Here is a 20,166-nt window from a genome sequence, read left to right on the forward strand (position 1 = left end):
GGAGGAGGGACATGCGTCACGTGCGCCGCTCGGCCCCTTTGACCCTGCTGCTCCTCCTTGCCGTCACCTTCGGCCCGCTGCTGTGCCGGACCGGCGGCGACCAGGCGAGGCCCGCGAGCCGGGCGGCGACCGCCGCCACCGCGCACCCGCTCGCCGCCGCCACCCACCAGATCGCCCTGGCCGAGGCGCCGAAGCGCTGCTCGGGCCGGCACGCGCCGAGCCCGCAGGAGTCGGCCCCGCTGCCTGCCCCGCACCGCGGCGAGCCGCTCGCCCCCACCGCCACCGGACCCGCCCCCCTGGCCGCCGACCCGGCCGTCCAAGGGGCCCTCGCCCGGCCCCCGACGGGCCGCGCGCCCGCCGCCGACCCCACCCCACTCCAGCCCGTACTGCGGATCTAGGCCGCCGAACCGCCCCGCACGCACCGGCCCTGCCCTTCCTTCCGTACGACTGGAGCTTCCGCATGCCCGCTTCCGCCTCCCCCGCCCGCAAACTCGCCGCGATAGGCGCCGTCCTGGCCCTCGTCGTGGCCCTGATCGCGCTGGCCGTCGCCGTCGGCAAGGCCGTCGAGGACGACCGCGCCACCGGCGGCCCCCGAGCCGCCTCGGCCGCCGCCCCGCGGGACGACGCCCAGGAGAAGCTGTACGACGACCTGGCCGAGCGGACCAACCGCCGCCTGGCCGGCGACCCGCTCGCCGTCGGCCGGAAGGACGCCCCGGTGGTCCTCGTCGAATACGCCGACTACCAGTGCTCGTTCTGCGGCCGCTTCACGCGCGAGACCCAGCCCGAACTGATCGAGAAGTACGTCGACGCGGGCACGCTGCGCATCGAGTTCCGCAACTTCCCCCTCTTCGGCGCCGACTCCGAGCGGGCCGCCCGCGCCTCCTGGGCGGCGGGCCGGCAGGGCAGGTTCTGGCAGCTCCACGACGCGCTGTACGCCAAGACCCGCAAGGGCGGCGCGCTGGCCGAGGACAAGCTCGTCGAACTCGCCCGCGACAGCGGCGTGCCGGACCTCGACACCTTCCGCACCGACCTCAACAGCGCCGCCGCCGGGCGGGCGGTGAAGAAGGACCAGGACGAGGGCTACCGGCTCGGCGTGCAGTCCACCCCCTCCTTCCTGGTCAACGGCCGCCCGGTGGCCGGCGCCCAGCCCACCGAGGTCTTCGCGCGGGCCGTCCAGGACGCGGCCAAGACCGCGGCCGCGCGCACCGGAAAGGCCGCCAAGTGACCGACATCGGCTACCTCGCGGCGTTCCTCGGCGGCGCCCTGGCACTGCTCAGCCCGTGCAGCGCCCTGCTGCTGCCCGCGTTCTTCGCGTACTCCCTCGCCCACCCCGGCCGGCTGCTGGCCCGCACCACGGTGTTCTACCTGGGCCTGGCCACCACGCTCGTCCCGCTCGGCGCGGCGAGCACGGCGGTCAGCCGGCTGTTCAACGGCCACCGCGAGCTGCTGATCACCGCCGGCGGCTGGGTGGTCATCGCGATGGGCCTCGCGCAGATCCTCGGCCTCGGCTTCGCCTCCCGGCGCGCCCAGGCCGCCGCCGGCCGGATCACGCCCCGCTCGGCGCTCTCCACCTTCCTCCTCGGCTGCGTCTACGGCCTCGCGGGCTTCTGCGCGGGACCGATCCTCGGCGCGGTGCTGACCGTGACGGCGGTCAGCGGCTCACCGGTGTACGGCGCCTCGATGCTCGCCGTCTACGCGTTGGGCATGGCGCTGCCGCTGTTCGTCCTGGCTCTGCTGTGGGACCGCTGCCGGCTCGGCAGCCGGGGCTGGCTGCGCGGCCGCGAATTCACCGTCGGCCCCCTGCGCGCGCACACCACCTCCGCGGTGTCCGGTCTTTTCTTCGTCGCCATCGGCGTGCTTTTCCTGCTTTTCAACGGAACGAGCGCGCTGCCGGGAATTCTCGACGCGGACGCCGAATTCCATGCCGAGCAATGGGTGGCGCGCATCGGGAACGGCGTGCCGGATCTCGTGCTGATCGCGCTGGCCGCACTCGCCGTCGCCGTCGTGCTGGGCCGTTTCGCGCTGCGGCCGGAGAAGAAAACGCGGGAGCGATAATCCGCCGGAAAGCGCCCGCCGGAATCTCTTCGGGCGGGCGCTTTCCGCCGGGCGCCGGCCGCGCCGGCCTCAGAGCCACACGTTGTCGTTGACCGACCCCAGCCCCGCGCCGGACAGCCGCCGGTGCAGGGCCAGCGCCTGGTCCTCGGTGAGCGACGCCACATGGTCGGCCGCCGCCCGCAGCCGGTCACCGTGCAGCGCGAGCTCCTCGGCCCGGTCCGGCGGCAGCAGCTCGGGCGCGTCATGACTCCAGCGCAGCAGCTCGCCGACCACCCGCCGCTTGCCGTGCTGCTGGGTGGCGAGCGCCGGCCGGTCGATGACGTAGCACCACACCAGCTCCTTCAGCAGATCGCAGGCCGCGCGGCGCTCCGCCGGGATCACCAGGCGCGCGCCGTACCGGATCGCCGCCGCACCACCCACCTCCAGCTCGATGCCGCGCGTGAAGTACGAGATCAGGTCGGCGGTGCGCCGGTTGACCGCCACCGCGTCCTCGTGGCTGCCGCTGTACGGGGCGTGCACCGCCAGCCGCTTGCCGATGTCCGCCATCAGCACCAGCGCCTCCGCCCGGTCGAACGCCGCGCCCGCCCGCGCCCGCTTGGCCTGCACATAGTCCAGGAAGCGGCCCATCTCCCGTTCGGTGTCGGCACCCGCCGAACCGTCCGGCGGGAACAGCGCGGCCAGTGGGATCAGCCCCGTGCGGTAGAAGTCCTCGACGTCATGGCAGGCGTAGGTGACGTCGTCCGCCCAGTCCATGACCTGCTCCTCGACCGGTACGGCGGTGTCAGCGCGGCCGGCCCGCACCCACGCGAACGCCTCCCGGTCGGCGACGTACACCCCCCACTTCACATGCCGCGCCGGATCCTGGTCGGCCGGTGTCCGCTCCCACGGGTACTTGGTGGCGGCGTCCAGGCAGGCCCGGGTCAGGTGCAGGCCCCGGTGGCCCGGGTATTTGTGGGCGGCCAGGAAGGTGAGCACCCGCAGCGTCTGGGCGTTGCCCTCGAAGCTGTCCAGCGAACCGTCGGCGAAGCGCAGCTCGTCCATGGTGTCGCGCAGGGCCAGCTCGCCGGCGTGCCCGAACGGCGGATGGCCGATGTCGTGCGCCATGCAGGCCGCCTCGACCAGGGCCGGATTGGGGCCGCCGTAGCGGCGCTCCAGCCGCTCCGCCATCCGCCGCCCGAGCTGGGCCACCTTCATCGAATGCGTCAGCCGGGTGTGGTACGCGCCCAGCTCAGCGCTCGCCACCACCTGGCTCTTGCCGGCCAGCGCCCGCCACTGCGTCGAATACAGGATCCGGTCGACGTCGTGCTCGAAGCCCGACCGCTGCCCGTCGTCGGCCACCCGGCGCCGCAGGGAGTGCTGCTCTAGGTCCTCGTCGCTGTATCTGGCAGGTCGCATGGGCGGATGGTAGTCCCGCCGGGCCCGGCGCCAGGCGCGGTCAGGCGCTCAGCCGGCGGCGGAGCGGGTGCGGGCGGGGCCGGGGCCGGGGATGGGGGTGCGGATGGTGGGCGTCGGCCCGGCGCCGGCGGTCGTTGCACAGCAGGCATTTGCCGTAGCCCGCCGGCAGCGGATCCTCCGGGTCGCCGTACAAGGGGTCGACCGCGCCGTGCGGGTGCAGGGCGCAGCCGGTCGGGCCGGTGTCCGCCAGCGAGCTGGCGGCGGTCAGCGCCTGCCGGAGGACGTCGACGAGCTGGTCGGCGTCCCGCCGGGTCGGCGCGGTCTGGAGGGCGGAGGCAATGTCGGAGGCGGTGGTCAGCGCGGTCTGGAGTTCGCGCAGGTCTGCGTAACCCATGCCTCGGAGCGTATGCGGCCCCACTGACAGTTGATCTTGCGATCGCACTTCGCGGCTTCCCATGGCCGCATGCATGCCCCCTCCCGCCCACGATTTAGCACCCCGGCGGTGACCGACCCCTTACCGGCGCATGACAGGTACGTGAGGGCGCGGTCGTACGTGGTGGGGCCCGCGGGGCGGGGACGCACGAGGGCGGGCGGGGGCTCCTGGATCAGGGAGCGATCGGCAGGACGCGCTTGTGCTCGGTGAGGCGGTAGCGGCGCACGATGGCCTGGAAGGCGGTGTCGTGGACCGGCTTCCCCTCCAGGAAGTCGTCGATCTGGTCGTAGCTGACGCCCAGCGCGTCCTCGTCGGGCTTGCCCGGGTCGAGGGTCTCCAGATCGGCCGTCGGGACCTTCGTCACCAGCTCGGCCGGGGCGCCCAGGGCCGCCGCCACGGCGCGCACCCGGCGCTTGGTCAGCCCGGTCAGCGGCACCAGGTCGGCCGCGCCGTCCCCGAACTTCGTGAAGAAGCCGGACACCGCCTCCGCCGCGTGGTCGGTGCCCACGACGAGGCCGTCATGGGCGCCCGCGACCGCGTACTGCGCGATCATCCGCTGGCGGGCCTTGATGTTGCCCTGCACGAAGTCCTGGTGATGGGCGTCACGGAAGACGACCCCGGCGTCCACCGCGGCCCGCAGCGCCGCGTCACTGGCCGGCGCGATGTCGACGGTCAGTTCCCGGTCGGCGCGGATGAACTCCAGCGCCCGCTGCGCGTCCTTCTCGTCCGCCTGGACGCCGTACGGCAGCCGCATGGCGAAGAACGTCGCCTCGTGGCCGGCGGCCCGCGCCCGCTCCACGGCGAGCTGGCACAGCCGGCCCGTGGTCGTGGAGTCGACGCCCCCGCTGATGCCGAGGACCAGGGCGCGCAGGCCCGTGGTGGTCAGCCGCTCCGCGAGGAAGGCCACCCGGCGCTCGATCTCCCGCTCGGCGTCGAAGGACGCGGACACCTGGAGATCCCGGGCGATCTCCTGCTGCAGGGCCATGGACGCCGGGTCGGTCACGGCTGCTCCTCTTCGTCACGCTGTCCGTGTGCTTATCCGTCTGCTGGCAGCCAACCTTATGACGGGTGCGCCCACTTCTTGAGGGCGGCCTTGCTCGGGAAGTCCGCCACGTCCTTGTCCAGCGGCCGGTCGGTGTACTGGTGGATGCGCCACTTCGCCTTGATCCGCGGGTGCCCGGCGGAGACGTAGTCGGCGATCCACAGCCCGTCGGCGGCGTAGGAGGTGGTGTCGTGGTGGAGCCAGAAATCCCTGTTGCAATAGAGCATCACGCGGTGCGTGGGCCGCAGTTTCTTCACCTCCCGCAGAAACTGGTCCTTCTGCGCGTTGCTGGCGTACGTGCCCTCGCCGGTGCGCTCCCAGTCGGCGGCCAGAATGTCGCCCTGGATGGACGCGCATTTCTCGACGAAATACCTCGCCTGGGCCGCGATGTTCCCCGGCCACAGGAAATGATAGAAACCGACGACACAGCCCGCCTTACGGGCCTTGGCCGCCTGCGCGGACTGATGCGGATTGATGTAGGACCGACCCTCGGTGGCCTTGACGAAGACGAAGTCCAGCCCGGCGGTCGAGTACGAGGTGTTGTACGAACTGACATCGACACCATGCAGCATGAGCGGCCTCCTGCCGATCGGCCCTGCGACGTGGGGGCGTCGTCCGTCTTCCAGCAGTTCAGCACGCCCACGACCGGAGACGCCAGATCGCTGCCCGTAAGTTCCTTACCCATAAGGGGAGTTGGTGACGCGAGGGAGGCGGGGCCCGTCGGGTGGCGGGTGGGGTGTGAGGGGCTCGGGGGACGGGGGAGGACGTCGGTTCCGCGACCGCCCGGTCGCGCTCCGGAGCGGCTTGGCAGACTTGCCGGGTGACCTACGCCGTACTGCTCGCCGAGGACGACCGCCCCATCCGTACCGCACTTCAGCGCGCCCTGGCCTGGGAGGGATACCGGGTCACGGCCGTCGCCGACGGCATACAGGCGCTCGACGCCGCGCACCGCGAGCGGCCGGACGTGATCCTGCTGGACGTGATGATGCCGGGGATCGACGGACTCCAGGTGTGCCGGGCGCTGCGGGCCGAACAGGACCCCACCCCGATCCTCATGCTGACCGCCCGGGCCGGTACGGCGGACCGCATCGCCGGGCTGGACGCCGGTGCCGATGACTACGTCGTCAAGCCGTTCGAGGTCGAGGAGGTCTTCGCCCGGCTGCGGGCGCTGCTGCGACGGGCGGCGCGGCCGGGGGAGCCGGCGGGGCCGGGCGCGGCGGAAGGCGCCCGGGGCGGGCGCGGTCCCGACGGCGGGCGCGAGGCCGGTGTGACGGACGGGCCGGAGGTGGCGGACGGGGCCGAGGCGGCGGACAGCGCCGTCGTCGAGGTCGCCGATCTGCGGATCGACGCCCGCTCCCGGCGCGCCTGGCGCGGCAGCCGCGAACTGGAGCTGACCCGCACCGAGTTCCAGCTTCTGGAACTGCTCGCCCGCAACGCCGGGATCGTCCTGGACCACTCCACCCTCTACGACCGGATCTGGGGCTACGACTTCGGCCCCGGCTCGAAGAACCTCGCGGTGTACGTGGGCTATCTGCGCCGCAAGGTCGACCTGCCGGGCAGCCGGCCACTCCTGCACACGGTGCGTGGCGTCGGCTACGTCCTGCGCGAGGACTGACGCGCCCCCGAGCCGCGGCACGCCGCCGGGGCCGGAAGCGCGGCGCGGGGCGTCGACTCCGGTCCGGAACGGCCCCCTGCCGTCATTCGTCCATATTCGTCTACAGTCGTGTGGACCATCTGCGTGACTGTGGCCGGTCGGGCCGTCCGCACGGCGCTGCCGAAACCCATGATGAAGGCGCCCACCGACATCGCCCGGCCGCCGCGGACGCGGGTGAGAGCTCTTGCCCGGGCCGTACGGCCGCCCGGCCGCCGCGCGGGGACGGCACCATGGAGCCGGCACACCGTGCGGCCACCCGCCAAGGAGAACCCCGTGACGCACCTCGCCTTCGACGCAGCCCAGGTCGACGGCGGCCTCTACACCTGGATCACCGAACTCGCGCAGCGCGCCCCGCGCCCGCTCAACACCGTCCTGTCCTACTGGACCGACTACGGGCTGTTCCTCTTCGCCGTGCTGATGCTGATCGGCTGGTGGCGGGCGCGATACGCGGGCACCGGGGAGATGGCGAGGGCGCTGGCCGCCCCCCTGATCGTGGCCGCCGCCTACCTCGCCAACGTCATGGTCAAGGGCCTCGTCCACGAACAGCGGCCCTGCCGGACGCTGCGCACGGTCACCGTCGAGACGTGTCCGGGGCCCGCCGACTGGGCGTTCCCGAGCAACCACTCGGCCATCGCCGCGGCCGCCGCCGTCGCCCTCCTCCTGGGCGGCCGGCGACTGGGCCTGCTCGCCGTGCCGACCGCGCTCCTGATGGCCGCCTCGCGGGTCTGGGTCGGCGCCCACTATCCGCACGACGTCGTCATCGGCCTGGCCATCGGCGTACTCGTCGCCTGGCCGCTGACCCTGCTCACCCGGCTCGCGGAACCCGCCGTGGAGCACCTGCGCGGCACGCGCCTGCGGCCTTTGGTGGCCGCGAGGTGACGCGGCCGGTCAGGGAGTCCCCGATGCCCCACCCTTCCCCGGGCGCCCGCAGGCCCGGCCCGGTCCTGGCCGTGGCGGCGGTGTGCGCGGGCCTCTTCACCGCCCTGGCGCTGGTCCTGGCCGTACGCCACGGAGCGCCGCTCGCGCCCGAGAGCGCCGCTCACGACTGGGCGACGGCGCACCGCGGTGAGCCACTGAGCTCCCTGGCCCGGGCGCTGACGGTGACCGCCGCCGGGCCCGTCCCCTACCTCATGGCCGTACTCGCCGGACTGCTCGCGGGCCGCGGCACGCTCGGCCGGCTCCGCACGGTGGCCTGCGCCGTGGTCGTCCTGACGGTCGGCCAGGCGCTCCGCTACGGCCTGATGGAACTCCTCGCCCGCCCCCGGCCCCCGATTGCCGACTGGACCGCCCGCGCCGTCGACCACGCCTTTCCCTCCGGCCACGCGACCAACGCCGTCCTCGCGGCCGGGGTGCTGGCCTGGGGCATCAGCCACCGCGCCCGGCCCTGCACGGCCCGCCTGTGGTGCGCGGCGCTCGCCCTGTGGGCCCTCGCGGCCGGCGCCACCCGTGTCTACCTCGGCGTCCACTGGCCCGCCGACGTCCTCGGCGGCTGGCTCCTGGCCGCCACCTGCCTGACCCTGGCCCTCCTCGCCGAGCCCTTCGCCTTCCGCCACCCCGGCCCGCCGCCCTCGCCGGCACCGGAGCGACACTGAGCGGCCCCGCCCCGCCGGTTCGGCGAGCGCCCCTCTCGGCCGGCCCGGCAGCCCACGCATCGATGACGATCGCCCCGGGTCCCCCAGGTCTCCCCACGCCTTCCCCACGTCTTCCCCAAGAGCGCTCGACGTCTTCCCCAAGGAGGCGCGACGTCTTCCCCAAGAGGGCATGGACGCCTCCCCCACCGAGCAGCCCTTCCCTGAGCGCACGCACCACCCAGGGGGAGCACCGATGGAGAACCCACCCACCCACCTGCCGGCCCCGACCCGCGCACCGGTGGCGCCGGCCGCGCCCGGCCGCTGCCCGGCCGCCGCCCCCAAGGACCCCACCCCGTGCGAGGGCCCGCCCGACGCCGCCACCATCGTCGACCGCCACGGCAGGGAGGCGGCGGGCTGCCTCCACCACTGCGCCCGCCTCCTGGCCGGCCTCGAAGGCGCCCGCGTCCACCCGTTCGTACCGGCGCCCCACGCCCTGGAGATCTACTCCCGCGCCCGCGAACTCCCGCCGTTCGCCTGGGAGATAGGCAAATAGCGGGCGCCCGGCGAGCCGTTCCAGGTCGCGGGTCCGTACGACAGCGCCGCTTCTGTCGTCCCGACCCTCGAAGCCGGGGTCGGCGAGGGCGACCACCCCTGCGTGCCGGTCAGACCTCGACCATGCGGACGCCGGGTCCGCACAGCATGAGGAGGTCCTCGGGGTCCGAGGTCAGGACGGTCACAGGGGAGGGCGAGGCCAGCGCGGTGGCGGCCACGATTGGGGGATCGCCGATCCGGCCCTGACAGCGCCGAAAGTCACGAACACGCTGATCAGGGCCTTCGACCTACAACCTCAGCACTCGATGATGTTCACCGCGAGCCCGCCCCGCGCCGTCTCCTTGTACTTGACGCTCATGTCGGCTTCTTTTGTTCATGGAGTTGACCTGGTGTTTTGGCGTGCTAAAAGCGGCTCGCGTGGCACCGGGACTTTTCGGGGACTTCTTGTGGACGCTTACCTACAAGGTATCCAGGGGCGCTCGACATCCGTTGCGCAGGGCGGAACCAAGAACAATGTTGACGTCCAGGCGAGCATTCGCCCGAGCCGATGAACCGGCGTACTCGTAATGCGTAGGTCTCGGGTTCGAATCCCGAAGGCGGCTCTGTAGAAGCCCCAGGACTCACTCGCCGTGACCTGGGGCTTGTGCTTTGCCCGGGGTGCCGCAGAGGTCGTTACTCCCCCTCGCTTCGTGCCACCGAATCCAAGGGGTGCGCGAGGGGAGCGCATGAGCGCAGCGCGTGTGCGGAGGGGTGCGCGGCGGGCAGCGCGGCGGCGCTGCTGATCGGATCGGCGCGGCTCCTCGGAGATCACGCCGGTTTTGTGGAAACGCTCCAACCCCTGCTTCTACGCTGGGCACTGTGACAGACCCAAAGGACACCCTCGCGTTCAAGACGCTCGTGACGCAGTCGAGCGCCGTGCTGCTGACCCCATGGGGTCGAGGTAGAGGCGACGTCGGTGCGGGGCGTCGCGGACCACCTCGTTGGGGTCATGGCTCAGCAGGTGGGCATGGACCACGAGGAAGCCGTCCACCTGGTGACCCCCGAAGCCGTCGCCGAGATCATCATGAAGGCGGCGACCGAAGGCAACCGGGGAGCGTCTGTCGGCCCGCATGCGATGCGGCCGGTAAGGATCGACGACGGCACGGTCAGCGTCTCCGTCGAGTCGCTGGGCCACCTGGTCATGGCCGCATCGCAGGCCGGCAAGTACGCCGGCATCAACGACGACGGGTCAGCGGCGGCCCACCTTCTGGACCTCGCTACCGAGATCGGCGCCGCCTTGGTGAAGCAGCACGACGACGGAGCCGCCGACGTCGCGGTGGGGGTGCTCGACGAACTGGCCGAACTGGTGGACGCCGTGGCCGACCGCATCGAGGGCGACGGCTGGAGCATCTGCCCCTGCGGAGAGGACCACGACCAGGGGAAGGTCGACGTCGGCACCCTGCCGGTCATGCGTTGGCATGCCGCGCTGGCCCGCGGCCTTGGCCACCAGGTAGATGGATAGCGTCGGCTCGCTCCACCCCTATCCTCGTCTTCACTTATGAGATGAGGGGGGCGTCAGGTCGATGTCCATCAGTCCGTTCGGCCCTGCGGCAGACAAGGCCCGCTCTGAAGAAACTCACGCCGAGTTGGATCGTCTATTGACAGCGATCGACGAATCGGGCAAGCAGGGCAAGCAGCTCGTCGAGCTCTACTAGAAGGAAGCAGCCAAGTACAAGCGGCTTGCTGAGATGGAGCGAGACCGGCGCCGCGAGGTCGAGGCCCAGTTGCGGGCCTGTACCCAGATGCTCGACAAAGCGCCGGAAGCTCAACTCCTTGATCCCCGATCTGGTACGAACAGCAGCGAGCCTTCCGCCGCCGCCTTAGGTCTCCGAACTTCAGGCGCAGCTTGAGGCAGCGGAGAAGGACCGAGACACGTTCGCCGAGTTGCTGGACACCGCGACGAAGGAACGGGACGCGGCCCTGCGCGCCCGTGACGCCGCTATTGCTCGGCTGCAGACCCGCCAGAACGACGAGCAACCCCCAGGAGAGGCGGAGGCGTTGAGAGCACGGCTGGACGCCCCCACTCTCCGTGGCGTGCTTGAACAAGCTCAGTGGCACTGCTCGTCGCTCGTCATTACCGCAGACCTGGACGAGACGAAGAAGCTGGAGCATCACCAGAAGGCTCCGCACTGGCGGAACCGTCTGGCCGCCACGCTGGCCACCATGCAGGCGTACGCCGAGACCAAAGACCTCGCGCGGGCGCGCGGCGGCAGGGCCGGCCCTGAGCTGGCCAATCTCAAGGCGTACTGTGCCAGCCAGCCGTTCCCGCTGTTGGCGGAGGGCAAGGTGGTCGTCAGCGAGGGGCAGACCGCCAGCAGCAGCCCGCGAGGCAAGGCCCAACGAACCCTCTCCGTCCCTGAGCACGTGCTGGGCGTCATGAGCGGCGGCGTGCTCGCGGCGGAGCCGCGGAAGGCGCGGGGTCCGGCGAACCTGCGTGTGCCGGACCGGCGCTCCCGTGCGGGGATCGGGAACGGGGCCGCCTGGGCGCGGCGACCGTGCATAGGCGACGTCCCGGTGGATGCCTCGCGTTCGCGCTCCCCGGATCGCAGATCCGCATCACCCGCTCGGTGTCGAGCGTCCCGTCTGCGAGGGTGCCGCGACGCCGGGTCTCCCACAGCACGGTCAGATGGTCGATGGGTTCGCCGCGATGGTGCAGGGCCCCCAGCGCGCGGTAGAGCTGCTGATGGCCCGGGTCGGCGAAGTCCGCCGGGGCGGAGCCACCGCACCAGGCCGAGCAGCTGCTCGGGGCGGGCGGTGAGGCAGCCGAGGAGGAACGCCTCGTCGGCGAGGACCTGCTCGCCCACCGGCTGCGGGCGCTCGGCCTGGGGTGCGTACGGGGTGGGCGGCTGCACGGGACGTGCCTCGGTGCCCCAGCCGCGCGCCAGGTCGGCGAGTACGTCGGTCAGGACCTGGGCGTGGTGCAGCGTCTCCTCCACCGTGCCAGCCCGGCCGTCGGCGAGCGCGGCCTGGTGGAGGCGCGCGGCGTGCTGGGCCACGCTGCGGTGGATGGCCCCCTCCAGGACCATCCGCCCGTACACCGGGGCGTGGTCGGGGCGCGGGCACGCCGACGCGAGGGAGTGCAGATACGAGGCGGTGAGCCCGCGGGTCCGTGGGCTCGCCTCCCGCAGCGTGTCTGTCACCCAGGCCAGCGGGACGGGGAAGCCGGCCGTTGTGGCTGCCGCCGGGTGACCGTCGGTCTTGAGCTGGAGCATCGCGGCGTAGATCGCCGTGTGCGCGGGGCGGGAGAAGTGTTCCGGGCGCAGCCAGGGCGAGAGCCTGTCGAGTTGGCCGGGCTCTAGGAAGATCGCGCCCAGCACGGCCTGCTCGGCGTGGACGAGCGGGGTCACGGCCGTGCCTTGCGCGGGGGCTTGCCCTGGGCGCGGATCTCGGCGACTGCACGGTCGGCCGCGGCTAGGTCGGCGGCGAAGCGGTCCAGTTCACCGGTGAACGCGGGGTCTGAGGCGAGCAGAGAGCCGGACGTGGACACAAGCCACCAGCCGGCGCCGCGCCGTACGACGGGTGTGCCGGCGAGGCGCTCGGACCGGCGGATCGAAGCCCAGGACGGGGCTGGGTGGGACATGGGAGTACCTCAAGGAGATGGGGGCGAAGGCCCAGGGACGCGACGTTGGGGGCGTGCACCGTTGCGTCTCGCCAGCCGGGCACCTGGCAGCACCGGGGTCGTGCGGCCGGACCGAAGTCGTCTCGGCGCCGGCTCTTGGCCAGCGCGCGCTCGGTGATCGCCGCGGTCGCCGTGGCGGACGCGGCGCCGAGCCGGTCGGCGTCCGGCTCCCGGTACCAGGGCTTGAGGTCGAGGAGCGCGGGGCGGATGCCGGTGGCCAGCAGCAGGGCGGAACCCTTGCGCAGGGCGCGGATCGCATCCGCCGGCAGCACGCGCTCCTGGCGCATGGAGACCGATGTGGACTTGCCCGACTCGCTGGTGGAGACCGAGACCGTACGGACGTCGTGATCGCCCACCAGGCGGCTGAGTTTGTCCGCGAAGTCGGCGTCGTCGATGCCCGAGCCGACGAGTTTGATCGTCGCGGCGGACCACAGGGCGTAGATCCCTGCCTCGCCCCAGACCCGGACGCCCTGGCGGTAGGACTGTAGGACCGTGATCGGGATGACGCCGCGGGAGCCGAGGTGCGAGTACAGGTCCGGCAGGTCGGCGATCTTGCACACGTTGGCGGCCTCGTCGAGGATCGCGAGCAGCGGGGCGTCGAGCCGCCCGCCGTCGCGCTCGGCCTGGATGACGGCCGCGCGCATCACCGCGTCGGCAGCGGCGGTGGTGATCGCCGAGGCGGAGCCGCCGCCGTCCTTCGACAGCAGGAACAGGGTGTCCTTGCTGGTGGCGAACGCCTCCGGCTTGAACTCGCGGATCTTGCCGAGGCCGCTGGGCGGCGTGACCCAGGCGGCGATGGCCGGGTCGAGCAGGCAGCTCGCGTACTGCCGCGCGGTCTCGAAGATGCCGTCGCGGGTCTCGACGGCGCCGGCCACGGTGCCCTGGAGCTGGGCGGCGACCGCGTCGAGTCCGGCGTCCTGGAGCAGGTCGATGGGGGAGCGGTCGGCCGGCGAGGCGAGCCAGGCCAGGACGTCGGTGATCGGCCGCCGGTCGCGGGCGGCGGCGAGGAACAGCGCGGTGACCGTGTTCGCGGCGGCGGTGGACCAGAAGTCGCCCGCGTTCGACTCGTCCACGGAGGCGGTCACGAAGTGCCCGGCCAGACGGCGGGCTCCGGCGAGATCGCGGGCGTCCGCGAGGATGTCCAACCACATCGTTCGGGGCGCGTGGGCGATCTGCTGCGGACCGAGCGTCCACACCGTGCCGGCTTCGGCGCGGGCCGCGAGCGTGGCGGTGTAGGCGTCGCGGGCCGCCTTGTTGGAGGTCAGCAGTAAAAGAAGCGGGGAGCCGGCGGACCGGCGTTCTTCTCGATCGCCGCGGTGATCTGGCGAGCGGCCTGTGGGGGCCAGGAAAGGGCAGCCTCGGCGCGTGTCGACCGGACCGGCTGCGCACGGAGCGGTCGGGTCGGTGGCGCGGGCGGCGCCTTGTCGGCGCGCGCGATGTCGACGAGGACGCCGGCGTTGTCCATCCAGGTCAGGGAGTAGTGCCAGCCCCCGGCGTTGCGCATGGCCACGGCGTCCGCGAACACCGCCTTGGAGCGAGGATGGTCGGGCAGGAGCGCCTCGGCGATCACTTGGAACTCGGCCTGCACCCGGGCGCCGCCGTCCAGTGCCTCGCGCAAGGCACGAAGCCGGTACGGCCAGCGCCCGGCCGCACGCTCCGCGGGATCAAGGAGAGGAAGCTTTTCCTCGGCGTGCGCGACCAGGGTGGGACCGTGCTCGAGGAAGGGAGCGAACTGCGCCCACATTTCCGCGTCCCGTACCTGTTGGCGCAGGCCGTACCGCTCGTCGAGCGGCCAGTGATCGGCATCGCACAGGCTGTCCGAGACCGCGTCCCATTCGGCCAGAACGCGCTGGCCGGCAGCCACCGACTTGGCGACTTGGCTGAGCCGGGTCTCGCGGACGGCCTCCTGGTACCGAGGCAGCAGGCGGGTTGTCACTCAGGAGGCCGCTCGCACCGGGTCGGTACTCACGACGATGCCGTTAGGTGTCCTGGTGGTCGTGTCGAACCCGCTACCTCGTGGCTCGAACGCGGCGACCAGGAACTCGTGCTTGCGCAGGGGGCGATCGGTGACCAGGAGCTCGATGCCAGAGTCACTGGTGAGTACGGCGCTTCGATGTGGGGTGAATTCGGAGAGGGCCCAGCTCACGTGGCCGTAATCCCAGACCCGCTCGCTGAGCGGGATCTGGCCTTCCTCCGCAGTGTGTTCATGGACGGCGGCAGACCAGGAGCCGGGGAGCCGGCCCGACAGTTCCTCGGCGAACTCCGCGAGATCGGCCCGCGAGTCCGGCCGGCGCGGTGACGGGGTCGGAGGGTGCGCGGGCTCTGAACCACGGGGCGGCGCCGGGTTGGTGGGCATGGGACCGTCGAGCGAGGCGTCGTCGATGGCGACGTAGTGGCTGGCCACAGCGCTGTAGAGCTGCTGAAGCGTCGCCCGGACCTCGTCCCGACGGCTGTCGCCGAGGACATAGGTGAAGTCGGGATGCCCGGTGGAGAATCCGGCATCGAGCAGCAGCCGGTTCGCGGAGCCGAAGTCGTCGTGGATGGTGGCGGCGGTGAGGCCGAGCTGCGGGTGCTTGCCCAGCGTGATCCATGCCAGCTCAACCATGGCGGGTCTCGCCCTCGTCGTGCGCGTCAGGGCGCCGGTCGGTCCCTCGCCGTGTCGCGTCCACGGGATCGCACGGGCTGAGGGTTGCGGAGGCATGGCCGTGTGCGGTTTGGGCGCGGGCGGCGTCGGCGAAGAGCTGGACGAGGCGGCGCAGGCCGCGACGGATCGTGCGCTTCAGGTGCATGGCGGGGCGACTTCCTGTGCGGAGGGCGTGATGTGACGACGGGCGAGGGGGAGCCGGGGCGGCGCGGGCCGGCTCCCCCGGGGCGTGAACGGGAGCGGACGGCTCAGGTATGCATCCGGGCGTCCGTGTCGAACAGCTCGCGCTCGTGCGGGTGGAGCAGATGCTGAGTAATGAACGACCGGCCCGCGACCTTCCACAGGCCGCGCCCCTTGGTGAGGGCGGAGACGGCCTGGGTCTCGACGCCGGTGAGGCCCAGCAAGGCGGCTGCGGAGCCGAGTTGGTCGGCTTCCTGGCGGTAGATGATCCGGGTGGAGCAGTCGGTGAGCAGGCCCTCGGCGAGCGCGCGGCCCCGGGAGCCGGCGTCGCCCGCGGTGAGCAGGTCGCTGAGGCGGTGGATGACCATCATGTTGGCGACGCCGAGCCCTCGGCTGAGCTTCCACTGGCTCTGCATGCGCTCCAGCAGGGCGACGTGCCGCATCACGCGCCATGCCTCGTCGTAGATCACCCAGCGCCGTCCGCCGGTGGGGTCGGCGAGCGCGGACTCCATCCACGCTGAGGCACAGGTCATCGCCAGGACGAGCGCCGTGTCGTCGCCGGCGCCGCCGAGCCGGAAAAGGTCGATGGAGAGCATCGGTGCGGCCGGATCGAACGCGACGGTGCTCGGTGCGTCGAACATGCCGGCCAGGTCGCCGTGCACCAGACGCCGCAGTGCGTGGGCCAGGTCCTCGGCCGCCCGTCCGAGGCGTCCGGACAGGTCACCGAGCGCGATGTCGAGTCGCTCGGGCGAGCTGAGTACGTACGCCACGTCACCGAGCAGCGGGGTGGTACCGGCCGCTTCGGCGCGTACGACGGCCTGGGCGAGTGCCACGTCCAGGGCGGTGTGCTCCATCGGGTGCAGGTCGCGCCGCAGGACCGTCTTCGCGAGCGAGCCGAGGAGAAGCAGGCGCCGCTTGCGGACCTCGCCCGCCCAGTCGTCGTCGCTGACGCCGTACGGCCTGGCAGGGGCGTCCAGCGGATTCAGCCGGCCGGGAAGGTCGGGACCCAGGGCGATGGTCTGCCCGCCCAGCGCCAAGGCGACAACGGCCCACTCGCCCTTGGGGTCGCAGGGCACGTAGATGCGGTAGCCGAAGGCCACGGCGCGTACGGCGAGGGATTTGGCCAGGGCGGACTTGCCCATGCCGATGATCCCGGCGAGCAGGATGTTCGGGTTCGTGAAGCCGTCGAGCCGCCCGTACAGCGCGAACGGGTCGTAGGTGAAGGCGGCCTCCGCGTGCACGTCGCGGCCCACGTAGATGCCCTGGGCGCCCAGGCCGCCCTCGGCGAGGAAGGGGTAGGCGCCGGACGCGGTGGCGGTGGTCATCCGGTGGGCGGGGAGCTTGAGACGGCCGCCGCGGGCGGAGGCGGGACCCGGTCGGCCGGCGGCCGGGTAGGTGGCGCGCAGTTCGGGATCGATGCCGGTCGCGGTGTGGCGGGTTTCGGGCCGGGCGGCGGTCGGTCTTGCGGGGGACGAACAGCGGACTGGCGCTCACGCGGGTGGTTCGGTTGGGCATGGCGGTGGTGCTCCGGTGGTCAGTGGCGGGTGAGGCCGGTGAACGGGTCGCGCAGGTCGGCCGGGGTGTGGTAGCGGCGGACACGAGCGGCGGTGGCCAGGTGGCGCTGGCACACGGTGAGGTCGGGTGCGCCCTCGGGAAGGCGGGCCCGGCACGCCTCCCGCGTGGGGAGGCGGCCGGTGACTCGCTGCGAGGCCGCGTGATAGGCGGCGTGGAGGTGCTCGGCTGCCTGCCACAGCCGGACACGGCAGGCCCTCAGGTGATCGCCCTCGACGCCGGCCACCGGGGCGGTCCGCGCGGCGTGCGCATCCAGCAGCCGTACAGGGCGACCAGGTGGGCGTGCAGGGAGTCCAGTTCGGTGCGCCTGGCGGCGAGCGGGGCGACGGGCATGTTGATGGCCCGGTGGAAGTCGAGCGCGGCGGTGGCGAACGGGACGAAGTCCGAAGCCAGTTCTGGCAGGGGCTCGGTCGGCATGGGGTGCCCTTCGGTAGAGCGCGGTCGGTGGTTCTGGGCTGCGCTACGGGCGGGCGAGCGGCAGAGCGGCGTTGGTGAAGGCTTCGGCCTGCTGCCAGGTCAGCAGGCGCGGGTCGATGAGGGCGGCGACGGCCGCGGTCTCGACGGCGGCGCAGGCGGCGTTGAGCTCCTCGCGGGTGTCCGCGCTCACGGTGAGCAGGCCGGTGAGGGCGACGTCGGCGTGTCCGGCGATGAGCTGGCGCTCGCGCTGCTTGATGTTGGCGTACTCGACCGAGTCCTCCTCGGAGTCGACCTGGCCCTTGCGTGCCGGCTCGGCGGCGTCCGCGATCACGGTGGCTTTCTTGCGCTGGACGTCCTTCAGGGCGGCGTCCAGTTCCTTGGGCTCGTAGGTCAGCGAGAGGGTGCGGCGCACGCCGGTGGTGAACAGGAGCTGGTGGAGGAACCCGGGGCTGGTCTCGATGCGCGGCCAGTTCTCGATCCAGAACGTGGCGTGGTGGGCCGAGTCGGTCTGGATACGGTCGGCCTTCTCGACTAGGACGACCGGCCCGCCGGCAGCGGGGTCGGCCTGCGGACGGCCCGAGTCGGACCACCGGTCGAGGGCGGCCGACGCCTTGGGGTCGTAGGCGGTACGGATCACGGCGGCGATCTCGCGCGCGGGCAGCCAGCCATACGGTGTGAGCCCGGAGGTACGGGCGGACTGGTCGAAGGTGGAGGCGAGCTGGGCCAGTACGGCGAAGGCTCTGGTGAGTCCGCCGCCAGCCTGGTTGATCAGGCGGCGGGCGGCCTTGAGGTCGAGGGCGAGGGCGACGTACGCCTCGTGCGGGGCGGCGGCGGGGCCGGCGGCGGCCAGCAGGTCGCCGTAGATCGGACCGGCGAGCGGGGCCTGGGGTGTTGCCGTGCTCCTGCCAGTAGCGGTTGAGCGCGTTGCCGGAGTCGGGGACAGTGCGCTCCAGTACCTGGACGCGGGCGATGTGCCCGCTGCGCGAGAGCGCGGCCAGCGTGCGGCCCCAGCCGGAGACGTTGCCCGCCTGCGCGGCCGGGTCGAGCAGGGCGAAGGCGCGGGAGGACACCTTCACCACGGCCGTGAGGGTGCCGTGGTGCGGATCGTGCACCGCGCCGAGGCGGCCGTCCGATGAGGACACCACCCGCAGGGACGCGGCCGTGCCGGGCAGGTGGAGCAGACCCTTCCGCCGTGGCCGGGTGGACGGCCGGGCGAGCCAGACCAGCTGCCCCCGGAAGCGCCGGAGCGCGTATCGGATCGCGATCGGCGCCCAGTCGGCGAGCGCCCGTCCGCGGTGGCGGATGAAGACCGCCGCGAGGACGACGGCCCACAGCGGTACGAGCTGGAGCGCTCCGGTCACACCGGAGGTGAGCAGCACCCCGAGCAGGAGCAGACCGCAGACCGCGACGGCGATCAGATGAGGGGCCGACAGGCCGAGCAGCACGCCCCGCCGCGAGCGGTGAGGGAACTTGACGGTGGCCGGACCGTCGGGGTGAGAAGCGTCAGAGAGCATGGCGAAGCCGTCCTTGGAACATGAGGAGAAAGAAGAAGAGGAAGACGGGGTGAGCCGGGCGGGCCTCAGCCCACCCCGTCAGCTCCGGGCTACGAGCCCGAGCGGTCCGCTGGCCCGGGATAGATCCACCGCTGCGGGGTGGCGCCACCCTGCGGAGGAGGACCGCTGCGCCGCGGTGCCGGCGGGTCCAGGTGCGTGACCTGCGGCGCCGAGACCGAGGCGCCCTGTGGCGTAGGTCCGGAGACCGCTGGCGCCGAGTCAGATGCCTGGCCCCCACCGGGGCGCTGGATGAGCAGGACTCCGCGGTCGCCGTCCGTGGGAGGACGGCGGATCAGCGCCCGGCCCTTGTCGCCGGTCGCACTCGGATCCTCACCGAAGCGGAAGTGGGTCTGCTTCGGCTTGGCCTCACCACCGGATCCGCCCGTCGGATCGATCCCGGAGGCGACGCCACCGGAGCCCTGGCCTGGCACCTTCGCCGGCCCCTGCGGAGCCCGCATTCCCGTGCCGGCCTGGACCGCGAGCTGCCCCGCGGTCTTCGCCGCACCCGCGGCGACCGCCATGCCGGCGACACCGGTGCGGTGCAGATCGTCGTGGCCGCCGCCGTCGGCCGCCCAGTGCACGAACTTGTACGTGGCGTAGGGGCAGAGCAGCACCAGGACCATCACGACGATGCCCGCGATCGCGTCCAACAGGGCGCTCAGCCCGTCGCTCGCGTCCGTCTTGCCCATGGCGGAGACACCCAGCAGGAACACGATCGTCATCAGGAGCTTGGAGACGATCTGGTGCTGGTCGCCTCGATCCAGCCACGCCGCCAGCGCCGCGCGACCTCCCAGCCGCCGCCGGCCCCGGCGAACACGGCCAGGGTGACCAGGACCAGGATGCCGACCTTGCGGGCGACCATCACCGCCCAGTAGAGGAAGGCGCCCACCGCGCAGCCGAGCGCGACGATGGCGGGGACGCCCCAGCCCAGGCCGTACATCGCCCCCAACTCGTTGACCTTGATGATGCGGCGTACCGCGTCGTCCACGGAGCTGTTGGTGGCCTTGAACAGGCCGGCGCTGAGCGCGTCGACCACAGTGATCGCGACGGTGGTGCAGGCGATCGCGGCAAACGCGAACAGGACGCCGGCCACTGTTCCGTATACCGCCTGAGCGAGGGCGCGTTCGTCCCGGCGCCAGGCGGCGCGGGTGAGCTGGAGGCAGAACGTGCCGACGGTGAGGATGAGGCCGATGGGCAGGATCAGCTCGTAGTTGCTCCTGAACCACTCGGCGTTGAGATCGATGGCGGTGGTCTTGTCGACGGCCTTCGAGGCCAGGTCAGCTGCGGCCTGGACCATCTCGCCCATCGACTTGGCGATCCAGGCGCCGATGCCGTCCGTGTCGGCTTCGCCGGTCGCGCCGACGACACCGCCTACGGTGTCGCAGACCGTACTCATCAGAGGAAGGTCGCAAGCCCCCATGAGGGTACCTCCTTACACAG

At 72.4% G+C, this 20,166-nt stretch carries 17 protein-coding genes and 7 pseudogenes; 9 read left to right on the forward strand and 15 right to left on the reverse strand.

Features of this window, described 5'->3' with window-relative positions:
• The first annotated feature begins 11 nt into the window (after positions 1-11).
• From ACZ45Z_RS13285 to ACZ45Z_RS13295, 3 genes are all read left to right on the forward strand, one after another.
• The gene (locus ACZ45Z_RS13285) at positions 12-398 is read left to right on the forward strand and encodes a hypothetical protein (protein ID WP_468360933.1); all 387 of its coding nucleotides are present in this window, start codon (positions 12-14) and stop codon (positions 396-398) included.
• Between the two features lie 62 nt (positions 399-460).
• Positions 461-1,225, forward strand: coding sequence for a DsbA family protein (locus ACZ45Z_RS13290; RefSeq protein WP_468360936.1), 765 nt, complete (start codon positions 461-463; stop codon positions 1,223-1,225).
• Complete coding sequence (locus ACZ45Z_RS13295) at positions 1,222-2,055, forward strand: cytochrome c biogenesis CcdA family protein (RefSeq protein WP_468360939.1); 834 nt, start codon at positions 1,222-1,224, stop codon at positions 2,053-2,055. The genes ACZ45Z_RS13290 and ACZ45Z_RS13295 overlap by 4 nt, the downstream gene beginning before the upstream one ends.
• A gap of 69 nt (positions 2,056-2,124) precedes the next feature.
• Here the strand turns inward: ACZ45Z_RS13295 and dgt are convergent, their stop codons facing one another.
• The 4 genes from dgt to ACZ45Z_RS13315 all read right to left on the reverse strand — a co-directional run bounded on the left by dgt (position 2,125) and on the right by ACZ45Z_RS13315 (position 5,497).
• Entirely contained in the window at positions 2,125-3,450 is a 1,326-nt protein-coding gene (gene dgt / locus ACZ45Z_RS13300) for a dGTP triphosphohydrolase (protein WP_468360942.1), read from the reverse strand.
• A gap of 40 nt (positions 3,451-3,490) precedes the next feature.
• The gene (locus ACZ45Z_RS13305; RefSeq protein ID WP_468360945.1) at positions 3,491-3,844 is read right to left on the reverse strand and encodes a hypothetical protein; all 354 of its coding nucleotides are present in this window, start codon (positions 3,842-3,844) and stop codon (positions 3,491-3,493) included.
• 211 nt (positions 3,845-4,055) lie between these two features.
• The gene (gene nadE, locus ACZ45Z_RS13310) at positions 4,056-4,886 is read right to left on the reverse strand and encodes an ammonia-dependent NAD(+) synthetase (RefSeq protein ID WP_468360948.1); all 831 of its coding nucleotides are present in this window, start codon (positions 4,884-4,886) and stop codon (positions 4,056-4,058) included.
• Between the two features lie 56 nt (positions 4,887-4,942).
• Positions 4,943-5,497: a GH25 family lysozyme gene (locus ACZ45Z_RS13315; protein WP_468360951.1), complete on the reverse strand. Its 555-nt coding sequence runs from the start codon at positions 5,495-5,497 to the stop codon at positions 4,943-4,945.
• A 248-nt stretch (positions 5,498-5,745) separates the two neighbouring features.
• Between ACZ45Z_RS13315 and ACZ45Z_RS13320 the strand changes: the two genes are divergently transcribed.
• The 4 genes from ACZ45Z_RS13320 to ACZ45Z_RS13335 all read left to right on the forward strand — a co-directional run bounded on the left by ACZ45Z_RS13320 (position 5,746) and on the right by ACZ45Z_RS13335 (position 8,703).
• Positions 5,746-6,540 (forward strand): response regulator transcription factor, encoded by a 795-nt coding sequence (locus ACZ45Z_RS13320; protein WP_468360954.1) that lies wholly within the window; start codon positions 5,746-5,748, stop codon positions 6,538-6,540.
• A gap of 312 nt (positions 6,541-6,852) precedes the next feature.
• On the forward strand, positions 6,853-7,458 hold the full coding sequence (locus ACZ45Z_RS13325; protein WP_468360957.1) for a phosphatase PAP2 family protein: 606 nt from the start codon (positions 6,853-6,855) through the stop codon (positions 7,456-7,458).
• Positions 7,459-7,481: 23 nt separating this feature from the next.
• Positions 7,482-8,171: a phosphatase PAP2 family protein gene (locus ACZ45Z_RS13330; RefSeq protein WP_468360960.1), complete on the forward strand. Its 690-nt coding sequence runs from the start codon at positions 7,482-7,484 to the stop codon at positions 8,169-8,171.
• 232 nt (positions 8,172-8,403) lie between these two features.
• Positions 8,404-8,703 carry a hypothetical protein gene (locus ACZ45Z_RS13335; RefSeq protein WP_468360963.1) on the forward strand — a complete coding sequence of 100 codons (300 nt, stop codon included), beginning with the start codon at positions 8,404-8,406 and terminating at the stop codon, positions 8,701-8,703.
• A gap of 109 nt (positions 8,704-8,812) precedes the next feature.
• Here the strand turns inward: ACZ45Z_RS13335 and ACZ45Z_RS13340 are convergent.
• Positions 8,813-8,923, reverse strand: a pseudogene (locus ACZ45Z_RS13340) (DNA-binding protein); the annotation flags it as partial.
• A 767-nt stretch (positions 8,924-9,690) separates the two neighbouring features.
• Here ACZ45Z_RS13340 and ACZ45Z_RS13345 point away from each other — a divergent pair.
• Together ACZ45Z_RS13345 and ACZ45Z_RS13350 are read left to right on the forward strand one after the other, a co-directional pair.
• Positions 9,691-10,203: a hypothetical protein gene (locus ACZ45Z_RS13345; RefSeq protein ID WP_468360966.1), complete on the forward strand. Its 513-nt coding sequence runs from the start codon at positions 9,691-9,693 to the stop codon at positions 10,201-10,203.
• A gap of 61 nt (positions 10,204-10,264) precedes the next feature.
• Positions 10,265-10,396 carry a hypothetical protein gene (locus tag ACZ45Z_RS13350; RefSeq protein WP_468360969.1) on the forward strand — a complete coding sequence of 44 codons (132 nt, stop codon included), beginning with the start codon at positions 10,265-10,267 and terminating at the stop codon, positions 10,394-10,396.
• 719 nt (positions 10,397-11,115) lie between these two features.
• Here ACZ45Z_RS13350 and ACZ45Z_RS13355 read toward each other — a convergent pair.
• The 10 genes and pseudogenes from ACZ45Z_RS13355 to ACZ45Z_RS13400 all read right to left on the reverse strand — a co-directional run bounded on the left by ACZ45Z_RS13355 (position 11,116) and on the right by ACZ45Z_RS13400 (position 20,146).
• Positions 11,116-11,406 carry a hypothetical protein gene (locus tag ACZ45Z_RS13355; RefSeq protein ID WP_468361620.1) on the reverse strand — a complete coding sequence of 97 codons (291 nt, stop codon included), beginning with the start codon at positions 11,404-11,406 and terminating at the stop codon, positions 11,116-11,118.
• A 409-nt stretch (positions 11,407-11,815) separates the two neighbouring features.
• Positions 11,816-12,088 (reverse strand): annotated as a pseudogene (locus tag ACZ45Z_RS13360) (DnaB-like helicase N-terminal domain-containing protein); the annotation flags it as partial.
• A gap of 334 nt (positions 12,089-12,422) precedes the next feature.
• Positions 12,423-13,643 (reverse strand): annotated as a pseudogene (locus tag ACZ45Z_RS13365) (type IV secretory system conjugative DNA transfer family protein); the annotation flags it as partial.
• The gene (locus ACZ45Z_RS13370) at positions 13,622-14,296 is read right to left on the reverse strand and encodes a hypothetical protein (RefSeq protein WP_468360972.1); all 675 of its coding nucleotides are present in this window, start codon (positions 14,294-14,296) and stop codon (positions 13,622-13,624) included. The pseudogene ACZ45Z_RS13365 and the gene ACZ45Z_RS13370, both read right to left, overlap by 22 nt.
• The gene (locus tag ACZ45Z_RS13375; RefSeq protein WP_468360975.1) at positions 14,297-14,965 is read right to left on the reverse strand and encodes a hypothetical protein; all 669 of its coding nucleotides are present in this window, start codon (positions 14,963-14,965) and stop codon (positions 14,297-14,299) included.
• The gene (locus tag ACZ45Z_RS13380; protein ID WP_468360978.1) at positions 14,958-15,149 is read right to left on the reverse strand and encodes a hypothetical protein; all 192 of its coding nucleotides are present in this window, start codon (positions 15,147-15,149) and stop codon (positions 14,958-14,960) included. Before ACZ45Z_RS13380 ends, ACZ45Z_RS13375 begins: the two co-directional genes overlap by 8 nt.
• Before the next feature lie 103 nt (positions 15,150-15,252).
• Positions 15,253-16,699: pseudogene (locus ACZ45Z_RS13385) on the reverse strand (ATP-binding protein).
• 19 nt (positions 16,700-16,718) lie between these two features.
• Positions 16,719-17,173 (reverse strand): annotated as a pseudogene (locus ACZ45Z_RS13390) (DUF6238 family protein).
• 43 nt (positions 17,174-17,216) lie between these two features.
• Positions 17,217-18,687 (reverse strand): annotated as a pseudogene (locus tag ACZ45Z_RS13395) (SCO6880 family protein).
• An 89-nt stretch (positions 18,688-18,776) separates the two neighbouring features.
• A pseudogene (locus ACZ45Z_RS13400) lies at positions 18,777-20,146 on the reverse strand (SCO6881 family protein).
• Between the last annotated feature and the right edge of the window lie 20 nt (positions 20,147-20,166).

This window comes from Streptomyces sp. NPDC031210 (assembly GCF_055570395.1).

Bases quoted from the DNA above. Each gene is read 5' to 3' on its own strand.
- ACZ45Z_RS13285 (WP_468360933.1), top strand. From the start codon at position 12: ATGCGTCACGTGCGCCGCTCGGCCCCTTTGACCCTGCTGCTCCTCCTT.
- ACZ45Z_RS13290 (WP_468360936.1), top strand. From the start codon at position 461: ATGCCCGCTTCCGCCTCCCCCGCCCGCAAACTCGCCGCGATAGGCGCC.
- dgt (WP_468360942.1), bottom strand. From the start codon at position 3,450: ATGCGACCTGCCAGATACAGCGACGAGGACCTAGAGCAGCACTCCCTG.
- ACZ45Z_RS13305 (WP_468360945.1), bottom strand. From the start codon at position 3,844: ATGGGTTACGCAGACCTGCGCGAACTCCAGACCGCGCTGACCACCGCC.
- ACZ45Z_RS13315 (WP_468360951.1), bottom strand. From the start codon at position 5,497: ATGCTGCATGGTGTCGATGTCAGTTCGTACAACACCTCGTACTCGACC.
- ACZ45Z_RS13330 (WP_468360960.1), top strand. From the start codon at position 7,482: ATGCCCCACCCTTCCCCGGGCGCCCGCAGGCCCGGCCCGGTCCTGGCC.
- ACZ45Z_RS13335 (WP_468360963.1), top strand. From the start codon at position 8,404: ATGGAGAACCCACCCACCCACCTGCCGGCCCCGACCCGCGCACCGGTG.
- ACZ45Z_RS13345 (WP_468360966.1), top strand. From the start codon at position 9,691: ATGGCTCAGCAGGTGGGCATGGACCACGAGGAAGCCGTCCACCTGGTG.
- ACZ45Z_RS13350 (WP_468360969.1), top strand. From the start codon at position 10,265: ATGTCCATCAGTCCGTTCGGCCCTGCGGCAGACAAGGCCCGCTCTGAA.
- ACZ45Z_RS13375 (WP_468360975.1), bottom strand. From the start codon at position 14,965: ATGGTTGAGCTGGCATGGATCACGCTGGGCAAGCACCCGCAGCTCGGC.
- ACZ45Z_RS13380 (WP_468360978.1), bottom strand. From the start codon at position 15,149: ATGCACCTGAAGCGCACGATCCGTCGCGGCCTGCGCCGCCTCGTCCAG.